At 66.8% G+C, this 16,811-nt stretch carries 19 protein-coding genes and 1 pseudogene; 7 read left to right on the forward strand and 13 right to left on the reverse strand.

The genetic code is table 11. The features are described from left to right. Positions 1 to 435: 435 nt before the first annotated feature. Positions 436 to 828: a RidA family protein gene (locus ACXC9Q_RS35925; RefSeq protein WP_457061098.1), complete on the reverse strand. Its 393-nt coding sequence runs from the start codon at positions 826 to 828 to the stop codon at positions 436 to 438. Between the two features lie 101 nt (positions 829 to 929). On the opposite strand from ACXC9Q_RS35925, the gene ACXC9Q_RS35930 reads away from it, so the two are divergent. Further along, complete coding sequence (locus ACXC9Q_RS35930) at positions 930 to 2,810, forward strand: DUF6807 family protein (RefSeq protein WP_457061099.1); 1,881 nt, start codon at positions 930 to 932, stop codon at positions 2,808 to 2,810. Here ACXC9Q_RS35930 and ACXC9Q_RS35935 read toward each other — a convergent pair. The 3 genes from ACXC9Q_RS35935 to ACXC9Q_RS35945 all read right to left on the reverse strand — a co-directional run bounded on the left by ACXC9Q_RS35935 (position 2,800) and on the right by ACXC9Q_RS35945 (position 4,942). Beyond that, positions 2,800 to 3,573 carry a thiazole synthase gene (locus ACXC9Q_RS35935; RefSeq protein ID WP_457061100.1) on the reverse strand — a complete coding sequence of 258 codons (774 nt, stop codon included), beginning with the start codon at positions 3,571 to 3,573 and terminating at the stop codon, positions 2,800 to 2,802. The two genes, ACXC9Q_RS35930 and ACXC9Q_RS35935, sit on opposite strands and share 11 nt — an antisense overlap. Position 3,574: 1 nt before the next feature. Further along, positions 3,575 to 3,781, reverse strand: a complete 207-nt coding sequence (thiS, locus tag ACXC9Q_RS35940; RefSeq protein WP_457061101.1) for a sulfur carrier protein ThiS — start codon at positions 3,779 to 3,781, stop codon at positions 3,575 to 3,577. 204 nt (positions 3,782 to 3,985) lie between these two features. Beyond that, a complete protein-coding gene (locus tag ACXC9Q_RS35945; protein WP_457061102.1) occupies positions 3,986 to 4,942 on the reverse strand; it encodes a DUF5937 family protein in 957 nt (318 codons plus the stop codon). A gap of 281 nt (positions 4,943 to 5,223) precedes the next feature. Here ACXC9Q_RS35945 and ACXC9Q_RS35950 point away from each other — a divergent pair, with 281 nt between their 5' ends. After that, entirely contained in the window at positions 5,224 to 5,874 is a 651-nt protein-coding gene (locus tag ACXC9Q_RS35950; protein ID WP_457061103.1) for a hypothetical protein, read from the forward strand. A gap of 233 nt (positions 5,875 to 6,107) precedes the next feature. On the opposite strand, the gene ACXC9Q_RS35955 is transcribed toward ACXC9Q_RS35950, so the two are convergent. The 7 genes from ACXC9Q_RS35955 to ACXC9Q_RS35985 form a co-directional block, all read right to left on the reverse strand. Beyond that, positions 6,108 to 7,178, reverse strand: a complete 1,071-nt coding sequence (locus ACXC9Q_RS35955) for a polyprenyl synthetase family protein (RefSeq protein ID WP_457061104.1) — start codon at positions 7,176 to 7,178, stop codon at positions 6,108 to 6,110. Further along, complete coding sequence (locus ACXC9Q_RS35960; RefSeq protein ID WP_457061105.1) at positions 7,171 to 7,869, reverse strand: phytanoyl-CoA dioxygenase family protein; 699 nt, start codon at positions 7,867 to 7,869, stop codon at positions 7,171 to 7,173. The genes ACXC9Q_RS35955 and ACXC9Q_RS35960 overlap by 8 nt, the downstream gene beginning before the upstream one ends. Continuing rightward, positions 7,785 to 8,636 carry a nucleotidyltransferase family protein gene (locus ACXC9Q_RS35965; protein ID WP_457061106.1) on the reverse strand — a complete coding sequence of 284 codons (852 nt, stop codon included), beginning with the start codon at positions 8,634 to 8,636 and terminating at the stop codon, positions 7,785 to 7,787. The genes ACXC9Q_RS35960 and ACXC9Q_RS35965 overlap by 85 nt, the downstream gene beginning before the upstream one ends. After that, positions 8,633 to 9,355: a hypothetical protein gene (locus ACXC9Q_RS35970; protein ID WP_457061107.1), complete on the reverse strand. Its 723-nt coding sequence runs from the start codon at positions 9,353 to 9,355 to the stop codon at positions 8,633 to 8,635. The genes ACXC9Q_RS35965 and ACXC9Q_RS35970 overlap by 4 nt, the downstream gene beginning before the upstream one ends. 375 nt (positions 9,356 to 9,730) lie before the next feature. Continuing rightward, a complete protein-coding gene (locus ACXC9Q_RS35975) occupies positions 9,731 to 10,081 on the reverse strand; it encodes a VOC family protein (RefSeq protein ID WP_457061108.1) in 351 nt (116 codons plus the stop codon). An 81-nt stretch (positions 10,082 to 10,162) separates the two neighbouring features. Next, the gene (locus tag ACXC9Q_RS35980; RefSeq protein WP_457061109.1) at positions 10,163 to 11,107 is read right to left on the reverse strand and encodes a cyclase family protein; all 945 of its coding nucleotides are present in this window, start codon (positions 11,105 to 11,107) and stop codon (positions 10,163 to 10,165) included. Between the two features lie 43 nt (positions 11,108 to 11,150). Beyond that, positions 11,151 to 11,933 carry an SDR family NAD(P)-dependent oxidoreductase gene (locus tag ACXC9Q_RS35985; protein ID WP_457061110.1) on the reverse strand — a complete coding sequence of 261 codons (783 nt, stop codon included), beginning with the start codon at positions 11,931 to 11,933 and terminating at the stop codon, positions 11,151 to 11,153. 139 nt (positions 11,934 to 12,072) lie between these two features. On the opposite strand from ACXC9Q_RS35985, the gene ACXC9Q_RS35990 reads away from it, so the two are divergent. The 3 genes from ACXC9Q_RS35990 (at position 12,073) to ACXC9Q_RS36000 (ending at position 14,358) form a co-directional block, all read left to right on the forward strand. Next, positions 12,073 to 12,648, forward strand: a complete 576-nt coding sequence (locus ACXC9Q_RS35990; protein WP_457061111.1) for a TetR/AcrR family transcriptional regulator — start codon at positions 12,073 to 12,075, stop codon at positions 12,646 to 12,648. Between the two features lie 43 nt (positions 12,649 to 12,691). After that, on the forward strand, positions 12,692 to 13,723 hold the full coding sequence (gene glsA, locus ACXC9Q_RS35995; protein WP_457061112.1) for a glutaminase A: 1,032 nt from the start codon (positions 12,692 to 12,694) through the stop codon (positions 13,721 to 13,723). Between the two features lie 269 nt (positions 13,724 to 13,992). Beyond that, positions 13,993 to 14,358 (forward strand): hypothetical protein, encoded by a 366-nt coding sequence (locus tag ACXC9Q_RS36000; protein WP_457061113.1) that lies wholly within the window; start codon positions 13,993 to 13,995, stop codon positions 14,356 to 14,358. Between the two features lie 217 nt (positions 14,359 to 14,575). On the opposite strand, the gene smpB is transcribed toward ACXC9Q_RS36000, so the two are convergent. Further along, positions 14,576 to 15,055 (reverse strand): SsrA-binding protein SmpB, encoded by a 480-nt coding sequence (smpB, locus tag ACXC9Q_RS36005; protein WP_457061114.1) that lies wholly within the window; start codon positions 15,053 to 15,055, stop codon positions 14,576 to 14,578. A 239-nt stretch (positions 15,056 to 15,294) separates the two neighbouring features. Here smpB and ACXC9Q_RS36010 point away from each other — a divergent pair, with 239 nt between their 5' ends. Further along, a complete protein-coding gene (locus ACXC9Q_RS36010; protein ID WP_457061115.1) occupies positions 15,295 to 15,459 on the forward strand; it encodes a hypothetical protein in 165 nt (54 codons plus the stop codon). Between the two features lie 279 nt (positions 15,460 to 15,738). Here the strand turns inward: ACXC9Q_RS36010 and ACXC9Q_RS36015 are convergent, their stop codons facing one another. Continuing rightward, a complete protein-coding gene (locus tag ACXC9Q_RS36015; protein WP_457061116.1) occupies positions 15,739 to 16,203 on the reverse strand; it encodes a DUF4395 domain-containing protein in 465 nt (154 codons plus the stop codon). Between the two features lie 406 nt (positions 16,204 to 16,609). Here ACXC9Q_RS36015 and ACXC9Q_RS36020 point away from each other — a divergent pair. Then, positions 16,610 to 16,811, forward strand: a pseudogene (locus tag ACXC9Q_RS36020) (polyphosphate--glucose phosphotransferase); the annotation flags it as partial.

The raw sequence follows: 16,811 nt of genomic DNA on the forward strand, positions 1-16,811 counted from the left end.
AGCCACAGCGATCAAGTGTCCGACATGTCCCTACACACCTCTGTCAGACATGTCCCTTCAGAACACAGCCCGGTACGGGAGGAAAACCCTCCGCAAACCGGCAGAAAACCCTCCACCCGAACAGAACGGGGCGCACCCCGGGGTCTCCGTGCCCACACTCTTCAGCGCCACGGACTCGTGGCCAGCCCTGTCCCCCGGTCCGATCGGGGTCGGGGGGAGTCTGGCCTGCCGATCCAGATGAGTAACGCTCCCCAGACAAACCCCCGCCGACCAACAGCGGCCGACCCTCGACAGTCCGCACCGCCCCCACACCGGGTGAGGCGGGGACGGAGCGGGAACCGACCAGGAGCACCACGCAACGCGCTCCGAAACCACCCACACATCCAGCAGAAGAGCCGGTTATCCCTGGAGTTGCTGGGCGAGGAGGGGACTGGGTCAGTTGATGACTGCGTAGGCCTCGACTTCCAGGAGGGCGTCCGGGCTGAAGAGGGCTACGACCTGGACAGCGGTGCCGGCGGGTGGGTTGGCGGTGTCGACGTACGCGTCGCGGGCCGCGCGGATCGCGGGCAGGTGGGCGATGTCGGTGACGAAGAAGGTGAGTTTCACGACGTCGGCGAAGGTGGCGCCGGCTGCCGTCAGGCACGCGTCCAGGTTGGCGAACACCTGGCGCGCCTGCGCGGCCGGATCACCCACCCCGACGAACTTCCCGTCGGCATCCAGTGCGACCTGCCCGGCGATCGCCACCCACTGCCCAGGCCCGGTCACGACATGGCTGTAACCGTTGCCCGGGGCAACACCTTCCGGCCGCGGATGCGAGAGCTTGTTCACGAGTTCCTCCCGGAGAGTTGTTGCCTCATCCTCTCCCGGCGCGCAGGGCAAATCGCGGACCGGGGTTGAGAAACCGGTTTCCATCGGGAGAAGATACCGTCGTGGGCCGGACACCGAAGGACTCGATCACGATCGCCGATGTCGCGCGGGCGGCGGAGGTGTCGCGGGCAACCGTGTCACGGGTGATGAACGGGCGTCTGTCCGTCGCGCCGGACATCGCCGAGCGGGTGCGGGCCGCCATCGACCGGCTGAACTACCGGCCCAGCGACCTGGCCCGCAGCCTGTCCCTCGGACGGACGGACATGGTCGCGCTGGTGGTGCCGGATCTTGGCAACCCGCTGTTCCAGCAGATCCTGCGCGGCATCACCAACGCCTCGGCCGCGGCCGGCTACCGCGTCCTGGTCGCCGAGACCGATGAGGACCCCAGCGCCGAGGCGGCCATCGCCGTGGAGGCCCGGCGGCGGTGCGATGCACTGATCATGGTGTCGCCGCGGTTGCCGGAGGAGCGCCTGCTCGAACTGCTGCCGCAGGTGCAGCCAGTGATCCTGGTCAACCGGCAGGGCCCTCCGGAGGTCTCGTCAGTGGTCGTCGACTACGGCCGCGCGGTCCGGATCCTCGTGGATCACCTCGTCGGCCTGGGCCACCGGCGGCTGGCCTTCCTGTCCGGGCCGGCGGCGAGCGCGTCCAACACGGCCCGGCTGCGATCGCTCGAGGTGGCTGAGCGGGAGATCCCCGGGCTGGAGATCGTCCGGCTCGACTGTGGCTGGTCGATCGAGGACGGGTACGCCGCTGTCGAGCGGGTGCTCGAGTCGCACGTGACGGCTGTGGTCGCGTTCAACGATCTGGTGGCCTTCGGTTTGCTCGCGCGACTCAACGAAGTCGGCGTCGCCGTACCCGCGGACCTGTCGGTGACCGGGATGGACGACATCGGCTTGGCGCGGTTCGCCGTACCGTCGCTGACGACCGTGCGAGTGCCGCAGAAGGGCCTTGGGGAGCTGGCGTGGCGGCGGATGTACGCCACGATCGCGGGATCTGATGTCGAGGTGGACGGCGTACCCGAGCTGCGGCTAGCGGTGCGGGCGAGCACTGGGCCGGTGCCGCAGGCGCCGCGGCTGCATGGCGATGCGCCGGCCGGACGCGTGGGTTGGCAGCGGCAGGGCGACATCTTCGAGCTGAGTAGCGATTCCGGCATGCTCGCCCGGTACGAGTTCGGGCGGCGGACGCCGGAGGTCCATTCGCCGCGGCCATATCTGAATCCGGTCCGGACGCTAGGCGGTCAACCGCTCACGGAGGTCAGCCCGGTCGACCACCGGCATCACTACGGCGTCTCGCTCGCGGTCGCCGGGGTCAACGGCACCTCCCATTGGGGCGGTCGGACCTTCGTCCGGGGCCACGGCCCGACCCTGCTCACGAACCACGGCCAGCAACGCAGCCGCAGCGTCGCGGTCGACGACGATCACACGCTGCGCGACGAACTCACCTGGTACGACGAACAAGGCCGGCCGCAACTGGTCGAACGCCGACGACTCACGGGCTCGCTGGCCGAGGGCGGCTGGCGGCTGGACTGGCAGAGCGTTCTCACCGCGCGCTACGGATCGATCCGCATCGACAGCCCAGCCACCACCGGCCGCCCGGACGCCGGGTACGGCGGAATCTTCTGGCGACTGCCGTCCGCCGAAACCACCACTGTCCTCAGCTCAGCCGGCGAAGGGACCGATGCTGCCTTCGGCTCGCTGAGTCCGTGGCTCGCCTTCGTCCAGCATCGCGCCGACATCATCACCACGTTGCTGCTGGTCCAGCCCGGCGACGTACGCCCGTGGTTCCTTCGCGCGACGGAGTACGTCGGTGCCGGTCCAGCGCTGGCGTGGGACAGCCCGCTGACCCTCCAGCCCAACCAGGACCTCGCCCTGTCGCTCACCGCGCTGCTGCTCGATCGCCCGGTCGATCTCGCCGAAGCTGCCGAACTGGCGGCTAGAACGTAGGCAGACCGGTCGTCGGCGAGGAAGCCAGGGCCGACTGCCAGCGGCGGGGGACGCGGCCGGCCAGGCGGGCGGCTCGGCCGGCGGAGACGGCGTCGCGCATGGCCGCGGCCATCAGGGCAGGCTTCTCGGCGCGGGTGACCGGGGTGGCGAGCATGACGGCGGCACAGCCGAGCTCCATCGCCAGCGCGGCGTCGCTCGCCGTACCGATGCCCGCGTCGACGATCACCGGAACCTTCGCGGCCTCGGCGATGAGGGCGATGTTGTGTGGATTGCGGATGCCGAGCGCGGAACCGATCGGCGCCGCCAACGGCATCACCGCGGCACATCCGGCCTGCTCGAGCCGGCGCGCGAGAATCGGGTCGTCGTTGGTGTAGGGCAGCACCGTGAACCCGTCGGCCACCAGGGCGTCCACGGCGTCGAGCAACTCGATCGGATCGGGCAGCAGCAGGTGGTCATCGGCGACGACCTCGACCTTGATCAGGTCGGTCTGCAACGCCTCCCGCGCGAGCTTCGCGGTCAGCACCGCCTCGGCGGCGGTGTGGCAACCGGCCGTGTTCGGCAGGACGTCGATGCCGTGCTTCTTGAGTACGTCGAGCACCGAGCCCTCGTGGCCGGTGCCGAGCCGGCGCATCGCGACCGTGGTCAGTTGGGTGCCGGAGGCAATCAATGCCTCCTCCATCACTTCCAGGTTGGCCGCACCGCCCGTGCCCATGATCAGGCGCGAGGTGTACGTCCGTCCGCCGAGCTCCAGTGGATCGTCCATGTCAGCCTCCTTGCACCGCGCTGACGATCTCGACCCGATCGCCGGCCCGCAGGGCGGTGGACGCCCATTCGGCCCTGGTGAGCACGTTCTGATTGATCGCGACCGCGATCCCGGTGGTGCGGTCCGAGTACTCGGTGATCAGCTCGGCCACGGACTTCCCCGGGGCGACGTCGGTCGCCGTACCGTTGACCCAGACAGCTTCCTGCATCGCTTCCTCCCTACGCCGGAATTACCCGATTCAGGTTCAGCGGTCGGCGACGGCCCAGTCACCCTCTCAGCCCACTCCTGCAAGCTCCCGCGGCGCTCTCGACTTTAGCTCACGCCTTCCCATGACCGCCAACGCGCCTCGAAGGCACCACGCCAACACCGCGAACCGCTACCGTGCGTATTGGGGGGAAGGTCGCTCAACGGCTCAGTCGAGGTCTGATCCGGTGAGCAGGGCAGCGAGTTCGGTCGGTCGGTAGAGCACCTGCTTGCCGGTGCGTTGAGCCTCGACCAGCCCGGTACGACGCAGCAGTTGCAGGTGCTGGCTCACGGCCGAGGGCGTCACCTTCAGCTCGCCGGCCAGGTCGGTCGTCGTCCGGGGATGCGTGAGCAGCTGCAGAATGTGGGCCCTCGGCGTACCGATCAACTGGGCCAGATCCCTTTGTGACGGCGGTTCGACGACGGACCACAGATTGGCCTGCCCCCGCGGCGGATACCCGAGCAGCGGCTCGGCCCCGATGTCGAACGGAATCACCGCATGCGGCCCGAACAACGTCGGCTGCAACACCAGCCCCCGCCCGTCCACCCGCTCGGTCCGACTCGGATCGCTGACCCGATCGACTTTCAGCAGTCCGTCCTGATAACTGATGGCCGGCCCGAGTCCGTTCAGCATCGCTCCGGTCCCGTGCTGCGTGAGCACATGCCCGCGGTAGCTGATGTCGGCCGACAGAATCGTCCGCATCCGATCCCAATACGGCGCCATCGCCAACTGCCAGTACGCACGCAGCGCGTCGACAACTCTGGCGGGACCATCAGCACCGGCAAGCTCGTCGGGAACCTCTTTGTTGACCGCGACGAACTGCCGCTCGAACGTCCCCCGATCCACCGCCCCGATAATCTCGAGCTCATCCTGGATCTGCGTCAACGGCGAGGTCGGCCGCGGCGTCAGGAAATCCGGACTCCCCATCGTGTCGTTGACCAACCACCGCAACACCGACCAATCCACCTGCTCGACAACCGGCTGCACCCCCCGAACCCACCCCAACTGCAACGGAAACCGCCCCGGATCCCGCAACGCCCGCAACGACAACACCATCTCCGCCACCGGCGAAACCGCAAACCGCACCTCCGCCAGGTCCTCCGAACCCAGCACATACGTCAACACGCCGGCCCCTCTCGTCGATGTAGCCCCACCCTAAATCGACAAACCACCCCACCTGCAACCACCTACCAGATACTTGCCTACAGCAAATAGATGGCAGTGCACTCCTACCCATCCTCAGCCCGGTGTCGATGAACGTGTAACCAGGAAACGCCCGTACGGACCTGGTGTGCACTGAAGGTTGCGGTTCGTGGGATATAGGCGCAGGGTCAAAGACGGGGCGGGTTTCATGCAAGGGGGCGGCATCGTCGTCCGTTCAGGCTCGCCCTGGCTAGGGGGCCGAGATGTCAGTATTCATGCGCGCTTCAGGGCGTTGGGTGGCTGCAATCCTTGCCGCTTCGCTCCTGGTACTGGCGTCCTCGGCCTGCGGCGGTGATTCGTCGACGACGCCGACCCCGACTGCAAGCGCCAGCGCTCGGACGTACACGAGCCAGGCCTTCGCGGACGGTTTCACGGTCACGCTGCCGGAGGACCTCAAGGCCGCGGCGAATCCGGACAGCGTCACGCTGCTGAGCTGGGACTCGAATCTCGCCGAGAACAACAAAGTCCGATTCGTGCTGCCCGTCAACCTGTACATGCCGAAGCAGCCCAAGCCAGTCGCGCTTCCCCAGGACTACCTGGCCTATCTTCGGGGACTCACCGCGCACGGCGCGACATATGCGGATGAGACGACGACGACCGTCGATGGCCACGCGGCGACCCTGATGACCGGCAACGCCGCTGAGCCCCTCGATGGTGTCTTGGGGTGCGCGGAGATCAACACGCCGGCCGAGGATTGCTTCGGTCTACAGCCCGATCTCTCCCTGCGCATCGCCGTGATCGACGTCGACGGCAAGACGCTACTGGCATGGGCGAGGACGGAAAAGGGCGCCGCCGACGTGCCTGCGTTCTTCGCCGAATTCGAGACAATGCTCAAGGGATTGAAGTTCACCTGACCTCAGAAGGTTCGGTCAGCGCAGGGTCAGTTGTTCGGCATAGCGGGTGCCCAGGAAGTCGGGTCCGACTCCGTCGTAGGCGCCGCCGTGGACCAGGGTTCGGCCGTGGAAGACCAGCGCAGAGTTGATCATGGCCGTGTGCACGCGCGCTGGATGAGGTGCCCTTGCAGCGGCGTACCAGCAACGGTTCGCCGCCACCGTCCACGCCCGGCCCGCCGCGACCGCCGGACACGCTAGGAGTCGACCTGGGGCGGTTCGTCGGTGAGGTTGGATTCCCGTGCCTTGTCCAGCAACGTGTGGATATTGGTGTTCTCCGGGATTCTGCGCATCGCGTCCTGCTCCAGCTCGGCGATCTTGTGCTCGGCGTCCCGGATCGCGCCGGTGTCGTCGAGGTAGGTGAAGATGTCCGGCAGCTTCATACTCGCGAAGTCCGGCATCGCGAGGCCGATCTCGGGATTGCGCCGGAGGAACTCGTCGGTCGCGAGCACGACGCTGAAGATCGTCGGCCGGTTCTGCTGGATCTCCGACTTCTTGCCGCGCCGCTCACCGCCGAGGAAACGGACCTCCTCGAGACCGCGGCGCAGGTTCGCCTCGGTGACGTCGTTGGTGATCGCGGCCGCGTAGTCGAGGTTCTCGATCGCCATCGCGAGCTCGGCCAGCTGTTCGGCGTACACAGGCGGAGCCATCACGCGGAGCAGATCGATGGTCAGCTGACCCGATGACGCCTTCCGCAACGCGATCGACCGGTATGCCGATTCCGGTATGGTCCGCTTGTTCCACTGCTGTTCTTCCAGCATGGCCGCGTTGATCCGCCGTCCGTACTCGGCGACCACCCCGGCGGCGGGAATCGCCTGCGGGTGCTCCACCAGCGAGTCGATGTTGGTCGCACAGAGGACAGCGGTGTGCTGCAGCAGGTTGGCGATCTGGACCGCGGACGCGTCGTCGAATACCTTGCGGACCGAGGGAAGACCCCACCGCTGGTCGTGCTGGTCGGCGACATCGTCGAGGATCAAACGGCCGAGATACAGCAGTTCGAGGCAGGCGGAGGCCCAGACGACCAGGTCCTTGCCCAGGCGCCAGTCCTCGCTGAAGGCGAAGAGCAGTTGTGAGGGCCGGAACCGGGCGCTGTAGCGCAGCCGTTGCTTCAGCTGACTTCCTACCGCCTCGCTGAGCTCATGGTCGAGGAGATGGAACAGTATCGGCACCACGTCGTCCTCGTAGAAGGCCCACTGTGCCTCGCGCAACTCGACGATCTTCGGAATGTGGTCGTCGTTGCTGCTGATGTCCCACCAACGCTCAACCATGCTTCCTCCACCGCGCCTGGCCCTCGTACTGGACGGAACCTTCGACCAGCTGCTCGTTCGGACCGACCTCACCGGTGAGCTCGTCGGGGGTGCGAAGGCACAATGTCAGCATCACGCGGGCGTGGTCGCTCGAACCGATACCGGCGGAGTGGAAGGTCATGCCGTCCATCACCACGACATCGCCCGGGCTCATCGGAACCTTGACCGCCTGCTCGGACAGCTCGTGTTCCGGCGCCTCGTCCAGCCAGTAGCCCCCGCCGTTGCTCACGTCCGATGTGGGCCACAGCTGGGATCCCGGGATCAGCGACGGCCACGCCGCTGGATCGTCCGCCGCGCACTCGAGCATCACGAGCACGGTGATCGGGTTGCGGCTCCAGTGCAGGAGGTCTCGATGCATCCGCGTCCCGCGCGAACCGGCGCCGCGGTCAATCACGACATGGTTGTGCCGGTTCGTCACCACGACCCAGTCCGGTCCCAGTACCTGCGCCACGAGAGCACGCAGTCGAGGTTCCTCGAGCACCGCCGAGATCACCTTTTCGGCCGATTCCTCCAGCCGCACAGAACTCTGCGTTGCTTCCGATCCCGCGACCGCTCGCAACGCCCGCGTCAGTTCGTCGCACCGCTCGCGGCCAATGACGGCCTGTTGTCTGAGGTAGCCCTGGGTTCGGAGCTGAAGCTGGGCGGAGTACACCGAGGTCCCTTCGGAATCAGGTTGGCAGCCGCCAACAGTTGGTGTCGAAGCCGATCGTTGCCTGCGAGTTCGTGCAGCCTGCTGACGGTCCCGTAGTCGAAGACCGGTAGCTGGGTTGACGCGATCGTCCCGTGCAGAAGCCCTTGGGCGACTGCCTCCGGGAGGATCTCTCGTTCCAGGCTCACCCCGGAACGGCCCGACCAGCCGAGCCAGGTGCTGCGGTGCAAGAGATAGACGCCGGTCGAGGACGCGGGCCGCAAGTGGCTGGCCGGAGTTCGACCGTCGGTCTCACCCCAATGCACGACCTTGCCGTCGTGCGGATCGACCCCGATCAGTCCCGAGTTCTGAACGCTGTCCGGGACCAGCAACTGGTGAATCGGACCGTCGAGCTCGACGGTCCGGTACCAAGTCGTCAGGTCGACCGGTACGACGGTGTCGGCGTTGGCGACGATGACCCATCGAGTCCGGGCGGCCTCCACGCCCATCCGGAGGGCCTGTCCGGTCCCGGCGAAGTCGTCCTCGACCACCTGGACCGACGTGCGCAACGCCGGATACAGCAGTTCGAACATTTTCGCCGCCAGGTAGTCGAAGGTGACGATGACCTGCGCTCCGTCCTTGACGAACTGGTCGGCCAACCCGACCATCACCGGCCCGACATCCGGCAGCGGAAGCAGACTCTTGGGCAGCGAGGAGTCTGTCCGGCGCAGACGGGTGTTGTAGCCACCGGCCAGCAGGACGAGGGTCACGTCGCCACGGCTCAACCTCATCGCAGCGCGCTCCTCGGACCTGATCGTGCTGATGTCAGTGGAACGCTGACAGGCCGGATGTGCGCGTCTGCGGTGCCCCACCGGAAGGTGACGGTGAGCGCCCCCGCGACCTCGTCCATCTCGGCACACGCTTTCTGAGGAATATGAATCAGCAGGACCGGGTGGTCCACGGCGCTGATCTTGACATCGCTCACTCTGACGCAGAGCTCCGCCTCGCCGTTGCGAACATTCAACTGCTCGTCGGGCGCGCCTATCAACCATGATCGCTCCAATGGAGCGCCGCGCCACGCCAGAGCGACCTCCGGTTCCGGCAGGTGCTCCTCACTTTCGTTGCGCACGGCCACTGTCAGCAACCAGCCCTGCGTAGAAGAGTTACGAGCCCAGGCGGACAGCCGGCCGACCGGCTGCACAAGGTCCAGGTTCTGGGCGCGCCGGCGCTCGGCGGCCAGCCCGATGATCCGCAGCTGGTAGGCAAGCACGAGCGTGCTCAGGGCGGTGAAGAGGGCGCCTGCCCACTCGGAGGCCGGGCCGGACTTGACGATGTTGACGGCAGTGCTGCTGAACAGGCCGTAGCCCGCGATCAGGAATACGACGAACGCCAGCGTGGCGACCGCACCGAGGACCAGGTAGAACCAGGCCTTGCTGGTCAGCATGGCGAGCCAGGCGTGCCATTTGGCCTTGCCATCGGTCGCTGCCGTTTCCGGAACTCGACCTGCCACTCCACGCTCCTCGCGACCGTACTGCGGGACCCTACGCGGACTACATCCGGCAGTCAGGGTGTCACGTTACGGAGCCCTTGCGATACCTCGACTCTGAGGGGGCCGGACTGACGATCTGAGGGGTTGGACGCGATGTGGCTAAGTGGCCTTTGCAACGAGTGTGGCGGGGGAGCGGCGATGGCCGCCGCCAGAGGCTGAGGCAGGCGGCCGCACCGACGCTTCGCGACACCCCCACCGACAAACCGTTGGTCGTGGCGGCCACCTTCGTGTCCTCGACCAACGGGTGGGGGGCCCGTTGAACGAGACACATCGAACGGCGAACAGCTCGCGGGCGACGGCGTACCCCGTCACCCTCGACGCCAAGCTGGGCTGCTCCTAGCCGTTCGCGGCGACTCCGACCTTGTGGCCGTGGACGTCGGCGAAGACGCCGAAGCTGGTGCCCGGCACCTGTTGGGTCGGCTGGATGATCTTGCCACCGAGCTCCTCCGCCTTCTGCAGGGTCGCGGTCACGTCGTCGACCGCGACGAAGAACAGAACTTCGTCATCGGCGCCTTGCCGTGGGCCGATCGCCACATAGGGGCCGGCTTCGCTGCCGGTGTCGATGAACGTGTAGCCGGGGAAGCCGCCTTCGGACGCGACCTTCCAGCCGAAGAGGTCCGCGAAGAACTTGCGCGTGACGTCGGGGTCCTCGGACCGGATCTCGGTGTGAACAACTGGATGGGACATCAGATCTCCTCAGGTTCTGGGTCTCTTCGTGACCCGTGGTGCTTACCTGACGATCACCGCACCTCAGAATCGACAGCCGCCTCAGAACACTGCGACCGGGTTGCCGGCGCTGGAGGTGGCACCGACCATCCGCCACGGCAGCGCGGCGAAGAAGAACTCCCACCGGTTCTCCTCCTGGCACACCTTGGCGAGTTCGGTCAGTTGCATGTTGTCGATCAGCCACAGTCCGAGCGCGACGAGACCCACTGTGTGGATCGGGCGCAGGAAGTCGAGCCCGAAGCCGGACGGTTGCGCATCCTGGACGCCGTCGTTGCCGAGAACGGCGACGTCACGCTCACGCAAGTACGGCAGGCAACTGGCGTGCAGACCCGCTTGCCGGGCGCCGGGTCCGACTGCGTCCGGTCCTTCGGTCAGGATCGCCGCGACGTTGCCCGTGTGCACCAAGAGCGCGTCGCCCGGTCGCGCCCGTACGCCTTGCCGTGCCTCGGCCGCCTCCAGCTCCTCCGGTGTGACCGCGTGGCCCCGTTCGAGCCACTCGACCTCGTGGAGTGCCGCGATGTCGAGCAGGACACCACGGGTGATGAACCCGGCTTCGGCGTGGTGGACCGACAGCGACTTGGCCCCGAAGCGCGATGTGGTGTCCGATTCAGGAAAGCCGTTGTAGTTCTTGCCTTCCCACGAGTAGTGGGCCAGGCCGTCGACATGTGTGTTCGATCCGTGGGCGGAGATTCCGACGTACTCGGTGACTGCGTCGAACCGGAGCGCCTTGCCGTCGAAGTGGTCGGCGACCTCATGCAGACCGGTGAACCGCTGCACCAGGGCGATGCCCGAGCCGAGCGCATCGGGTGCTTCGGGGTCGATGTCGCGCGAGAGGGAGAGCGTCCGGCCGGATCGGATCAGCGATGCTGCGGCGACACGGACGTCGTCGGTGATCAGGTTCAGCGTGCCCAGGCGGTCGTCGTTTCCCCAACGGCCCCAGTTCGACAGCGATGTCAGGTACTGCTCGACATCGGCTTCGGTGATCATGATTCGTCCTCATTCCTTGTTGACAGTTGGTCGTCGCTTTTGGTCAGCCGGTCTGGGCCATGCCGCCGTCGGCGAAGAGTTCGACACCGGTGATGAAGCTCGAGGCCTGGCTGGAGAGGAAGACCGCCGCAGTGCCCAGTTCGCGCGGCTGTGCGAGCCGGCCGAGCGGGTTCCCTTCGCCCATCTCGGTGACAAGGGCATCGACCGCGTCGGGGCCGGAGGCATCGGCGAGGGCCGAGCGCAGGGACGGCGTGTCCACCGCTCCGGGGCTCAGCACATTGATGCGGATGCCGGTTCCCTTGACCTCCTGGATCCACGCTCGCACCATGTTCCGCAGCGCGGCCTTGGCTCCGCCGTACAGGCTCATGCCGGTCGGCGGCTGGATCGAGGCGGTCGATCCGATGACGACGACGGTGCCGCCGTCCTTCATCAGGTCGATGGCCGGCTGAACGGTGAACAGCACGCCCTTGACGTTCACGCCGAACACGAAGTCGAACTGCTTCTCCGTGATGGACCGGACGCTGTTGCTGTCGCCGGCGCCGACGTTCGCAACGACCGCGTCGAGACGGCCGTGGGTGGCGACGATGTCGTCGTACATCGCCTGCATCTGCTCGAGATTCGTGACGTCGACGACCACGGTGGTGACGGCCGGACCGAGGGCGGCGCCGGCTTCCTTCAGCGTCGTTTCGTTGATGTCGGCAACGATCACGGTAGCGCCGTACGCGACGAATTCCTGGGCGATGCCGAGGCCGACTCCCTGTGCGCCTCCGGTGATCACGGCGACCTTGCCGTCGAGCCGCATGTGGTTGGCGGGCTGTGCTGACATGGCTGAACTCCTCGAGTCGGGTGCGATCCGTGCATCTGGGCGGCGGACCGGCTAAGGTAAGTGGAGATCTGTCCGCTTACGTTCTAGACGTTACCGGACACATGTCCGCTTAGCAACCCCGGATCTGGAAGAAGGCCCCGTGACCCCGCTGTCCGAACGACCGGCCCGGCGAGCAGACGCCGAACTCAACCGGTCGCGCATCCTCGACGCGGCCAGAGCATGCCTCGCGGAATCAGGCGAAGCCTCGATGCAAGCGGTCGCGAAGCGCGCCGGCATCGGCCAGGGAACGCTGTACCGCCACTTCCCCACCCGAGAGGCGCTCGTCCTCGAGGTCCACCGCCACGACGTCGCCGACCTCGTCGACGCCGCCCCCACCCTGGTCGCCGAGCACCCACCGCGGGAGGCCTTACGGCTTTGGCTGGACCGTCTGGCGTCGTACGGCCAGATCAAACGAGGCCTGGCCGGCGCCTTCCACACCGCCACCCACAAACAGCTGGCCGGCGAAGGCTACGAGCCGGTCATCAACGCGATCACCACACTCCTGGACGCCTGCAAGCAGTCCGGCTCCGTACGCAAAGACGTCGAAGCCGAGGAAGTGCTTCTCCTCGTGGGCTTCCTCTGGCGGATAGACCCCGACGACAACTGGTCCACCAGAACAACCCGAATGCTCGACCTGGTCATGAATGGCCTAGCCCCACCCACCCCGCCAGCGTGAGCGGAACGCAATCGCCGCTGTCGTAGGCTGCTTGGAGTCGACGATGAGTAGGGATCTCATGACCAAGCTTTCCATGCACGAGAGCCTCCCGTTCGACGAGGCGGCGGCGCCCTCGCTCGTGTCTACCGGCGAGCTTCCACAGGCCGACCAGGTCAGGGATGCCGTCACCGAGGCGTACGAGCGCTATCGGTCGAACGGCGACGGTGTCGTCGCGAACTACATCCCCGCGCTGGCGAGCGCATCGCCTGGACTGTTCGGGATCTGCGTGGTCGGGGCCAAGGGCCGGTCCTTCGAGATCGGTGACGTGGAGACGGCGTTCTCGATCCAGAGCGTCTCCAAACCCTTCGTCTTCGCGCTGGTCTGCGAGGCGATCGGGTATGAGGCGGCAAGACGTCGGCTGGGCGTCAACAGCACTGGATTCCCGTTCAACTCGCTGATGGCCGTCGAGTTGAACGACGAGCGGACGATGAACCCGTTGGTCAACGCGGGTGCGATCGCGACCACCAGCCTCGTTCCTGGCGACACGGCGGAGGAGAAGTGGGAGAGGATCCGCGACGGGCTTTCCCGCTTCGCCGGCCGCGAGCTCACCTTGAGCAACGATGTCTACGAGTCTGAGTCGGCCACCAATATGCGCAACCAGGGCATCGCCCATCTCCTGGGCAGCTACGAGCGGCTCTACTTCGATCCCGACGAGGCCACCGACGTCTATACCCGGCAGTGCTCCCTCGACGTGACCGCCCACGACCTTGCGGTGATGGCTGCCACGCTGGCCAACGGCGGGGTGAATCCGATGACAGGCGAGCGAGTCATTGTCGCGGGGGTGTGCCGGCGGGTGCTGGCCGTGATGGCAACCGCCGGCCTATACGAGCTGTCGGGGGACTGGCTGTACGAGATCGGGATGCCGGGCAAGAGCGGCGTCAGTGGCGGCATTGTGACCGTGTCGCCGGGCAAGGGCGGCCTGGCGACCTTCTCGCCTCCGCTCGACGCCGCCGGAAACAGCGTCCGCGGCCAACTCGTCACGAAGTACCTGGCCGAGCGCCTCGGCCTCAACCTCTTCGCCTCCGAACCCACCTAAGCCAAACCCCGAGTAGGACGGCGAGACGGTGCTTGGCGGTCACAGGAGTCCCGCTGGCATTGGTTCGGTCAGGGCCTTAGACAACGGCGGTCGCCGGCATCTGGGGTCGTAGGAGCCGAGGAGGGCGGGCGCGAGCGATCGGTAACAAGATGCCCGCTTGCGGGGATGTAACGGCCGGGGGTACCACCGGCAGAGGGGGAACCCTGGATGGTGGCCGAGTCGATCCTGCTGCACTACTGATTGCGGTCATCGTGGTTGGCCTGCAATCAGTGACGGAGGAAGGGGCTTGGGAGCCGGTCAACACCGTGATCAGCGCTGTTGTGCTGGGCGTTGCGGTGTGCTTTCTTTGGCCCGCCCGCGACACCAGTTTCCGGTACCTGCTGGGATTCGGAATTGGGATTGCCTTCATCGCCGGCGTCGGGCTCGCCTGGCCGATCCAGGCATGGCGTGAGATTTCGTCAGACCAAGCGACCTATTGGGCTGTCGGCGTCGCGGAGGGCGTGGCCGCGCTTGTCGTCCTGACGGTGGGAGTCGTCCGCCGGGTAAGGCAGGGGCCGGCGACGGGTTCGCCAGGGTCCGGCGAGGACGAGTCGGCGACGGTTCCCCCAGCGCGTGGCGAGAACGAGTTGGCGTGAAACTGAGCGCCGACCGATCGATGCCAGCCTCGCCCCGAAGGGCGGTGCTGATCGTGTCAATGCCCCTGGCAACTACCACGCTGGCGTGGACGCTGTTGCGCAGGTCGAGGACGGCCATTGTGTCCCCCGGGAGAGCGGTAGTGGCGGAGCTGTCTCAGGGCGCCGGTCAGCAGGGCCGGCTTGCTCCGTCGTACATGGGGAGCCCTACGCACCGCTGTCAGTCCGGGCGACCCTTCAGCCGGCGGCTGACCGCGCGCTCGGCCTCCCGGCTGGCCTCGCGTTCGGCGAGCGTGTGCCGCTTGTCCCAGGTCTTCTTGCCGCGGGCCAGGGCGATCTCCACCTTCGCGCGACCGTCCTTGAAGTAGAGGGTCACTGGGACGATCGTCAGCCCGCTCTCGTTGACCTTGCGCTCGATCTTGTCGATCTGGGCACGATGCAGGAGCAGCTTCCGCTTGCGGCGTGAGCCGTCGTTGAACCAGCGGGCCTGGGAGTACTGCGGGATGTGCACGCCGTACAACCAGATCTCCCGGTTCTCGACAGCGGCGAAGCCGCCGACCAGAGACGCCCGCCCGGCACGCAGCGCCTTCACCTCCAAGCCCTGCAGGACGATCCCCGCCTCCCAGGACTCGCCCAGCTGGTAGTCGTGGGCAGCCTTGCGGTTGCGCGCGACCACGGGGTTGGTCTCGGGTTTCTTCACACGGCGATTCTGCCCCCACAGCCCGACAGCCCGACAGCCCGACCTGCGAGCCAACGGAGGCCGAGCCGGCTGTCCTGGCCGAGCAGCTTGTGGCCGGACCCTGCCGAAGACGCCGAGGTTGCTGCCGGCTCCAGATAACTCATTCATCCGGGAGTGGTGTCGGATCGGGGCGGTCGTGCTCGTTGCAGGGGTGAGGCTGCCCACGAGGGGCCGGCCCCGACGAGCAGGGAACCGCGATCATGAAACTGACGACCACGACGACGACCCGTCCGACGTCCTCCCGGTTGATGTGGGCGATCCTGGCGCTGGTGCTGCTTGCCGACGCCCTGGACGTGATCGACTCGACCGTCACCAACATCGCCGCGCCACCATCGCCGAGGAGCTGCAAGGCGGCCAGGGCCTGATCAAATGGTTGGGCACGGCGTACACCCGTCTTGAAGACGTAGAGAAACTTGAAGACGTAGAGAAACTTGTCAGGGACGGCCGGGCCAAGCCCATGTGCTCCGTCGACTGATGTGCGACACGCGTCCATCAACTGATCTGCGACACCGGTCGTGATCGGCGCTCTGAATCGGACGTCTCCGTGGGGCGTCGGGACTCAGGGAGGCCGGGATTGGCACTGGTTGTCTTGTCGGTGGTGGAGCAGCGCCTGGACGTGTGGTGGGGTCCGCGGTCGACCAGACTCAGGCCGGTTTCGGTCGACGGATCAGATGGTAGGCCTTGCAGCCCAAACACAGCCCGGTGGATGCGTTGAGGGCTGCCACGCCGAAGGCGAGAGCGGTGAGGCCGTAGCCAGCGACATCGACGCTGAGTGCAAAGGTGGTCAGCGCCAGAGCGGTAAACACGAAGCCGACGAATTGGGCGAATCTCGGCGGCCGAGCATCCTCCAACTCGGCCGGCGCTCCGATCCGCGGCCAGATGACACGGGCGAAGATCTGCGCCCACAACGACCACTGAAAACTCACGAACGCGGTGAACGCAAACACGGCGACCTGGGAGGCGAGCAGGCCGAGACCCAATGGTCGAGCAACGTCAACGATGAGCAGTACGACGGCGAGCACGCTCGCTGTGGCCCCGGCGCTGAATCGCAAGAGGCGCGGATCGACCTGGGCGCGGAGGGGGCACGCGCCAAAACTGCTGCCGGGCATGTGGTTCTCCAGAGAGTGAGATGCCAGCTAGTCCGATCCAGGTCAGGATACTCGGCCCACACCTGCATCTGTTCGGACCAGTGTTTGAACCACGGGCGCCGCCGGACGCGAGCCCGCAAGAGGCAAGACCGGGGTGCAGGCGCCCGCCCTCGCACCGTGCTCGTGTACGGACAGCCGGGCCGCCGTAGACCGCAGACGAATCGCTGCTTGTTGTACCAGAGCGCGGAGGCGCCAGACTAGAGTGATTCCGCCGGCATCGCTGACGGCGTACGAGGCGCGTGGCAGGCTGGCGAGCATGTGTGGTCGATACGCGTCGGTGGCCGGCCGTGCCGATCTGCTCGACGCCTGGCGAGGACGCTAACCCGGTGCGGCAACTGCGGGCGAGGGGAGAGATCAGGTGCCCAGGATGAGGACGTCGACCGCTTTCGGGGTCGACATCGGCGGCAGCGGGATCAAGGGCGCCGTCGTCGACCTGGAGAAGGGCGAGCTAGTCGCGGAGCGGGTGAAGTACCTGACGCCCAACCCGTCCACCCCGGAGCTCGTCGCCGCGGTCGTGGCCCGGCTGGTCAAGGAGGCGGAGTGGACCGGTGAGCTGGGTGCGACGTTCC

This window comes from Kribbella sp. CWNU-51 (assembly GCF_054073265.1).

Bases quoted from the DNA above. Each gene is read 5' to 3' on its own strand.
- ACXC9Q_RS35935 (WP_457061100.1), bottom strand. From the start codon at position 3,573: ATGGACGATCCACTGGAGCTCGGCGGACGGACGTACACCTCGCGCCTG.
- ACXC9Q_RS36015 (WP_457061116.1), bottom strand. From the start codon at position 16,203: ATGCCCGGCAGCAGTTTTGGCGCGTGCCCCCTCCGCGCCCAGGTCGAT.
- ACXC9Q_RS35985 (WP_457061110.1), bottom strand. From the start codon at position 11,933: ATGTCAGCACAGCCCGCCAACCACATGCGGCTCGACGGCAAGGTCGCC.
- thiS (WP_457061101.1), bottom strand. From the start codon at position 3,781: ATGCAGGAAGCTGTCTGGGTCAACGGTACGGCGACCGACGTCGCCCCG.
- ACXC9Q_RS36010 (WP_457061115.1), top strand. From the start codon at position 15,295: ATGAAACTGACGACCACGACGACGACCCGTCCGACGTCCTCCCGGTTG.
- ACXC9Q_RS35950 (WP_457061103.1), top strand. From the start codon at position 5,224: ATGTCAGTATTCATGCGCGCTTCAGGGCGTTGGGTGGCTGCAATCCTT.
- ACXC9Q_RS35975 (WP_457061108.1), bottom strand. From the start codon at position 10,081: ATGTCCCATCCAGTTGTTCACACCGAGATCCGGTCCGAGGACCCCGAC.
- ACXC9Q_RS35965 (WP_457061106.1), bottom strand. From the start codon at position 8,636: ATGAGGTTGAGCCGTGGCGACGTGACCCTCGTCCTGCTGGCCGGTGGC.
- glsA (WP_457061112.1), top strand. From the start codon at position 12,692: ATGAGTAGGGATCTCATGACCAAGCTTTCCATGCACGAGAGCCTCCCG.
- ACXC9Q_RS35980 (WP_457061109.1), bottom strand. From the start codon at position 11,107: ATGATCACCGAAGCCGATGTCGAGCAGTACCTGACATCGCTGTCGAAC.
- ACXC9Q_RS35955 (WP_457061104.1), bottom strand. From the start codon at position 7,178: ATGGTTGAGCGTTGGTGGGACATCAGCAGCAACGACGACCACATTCCG.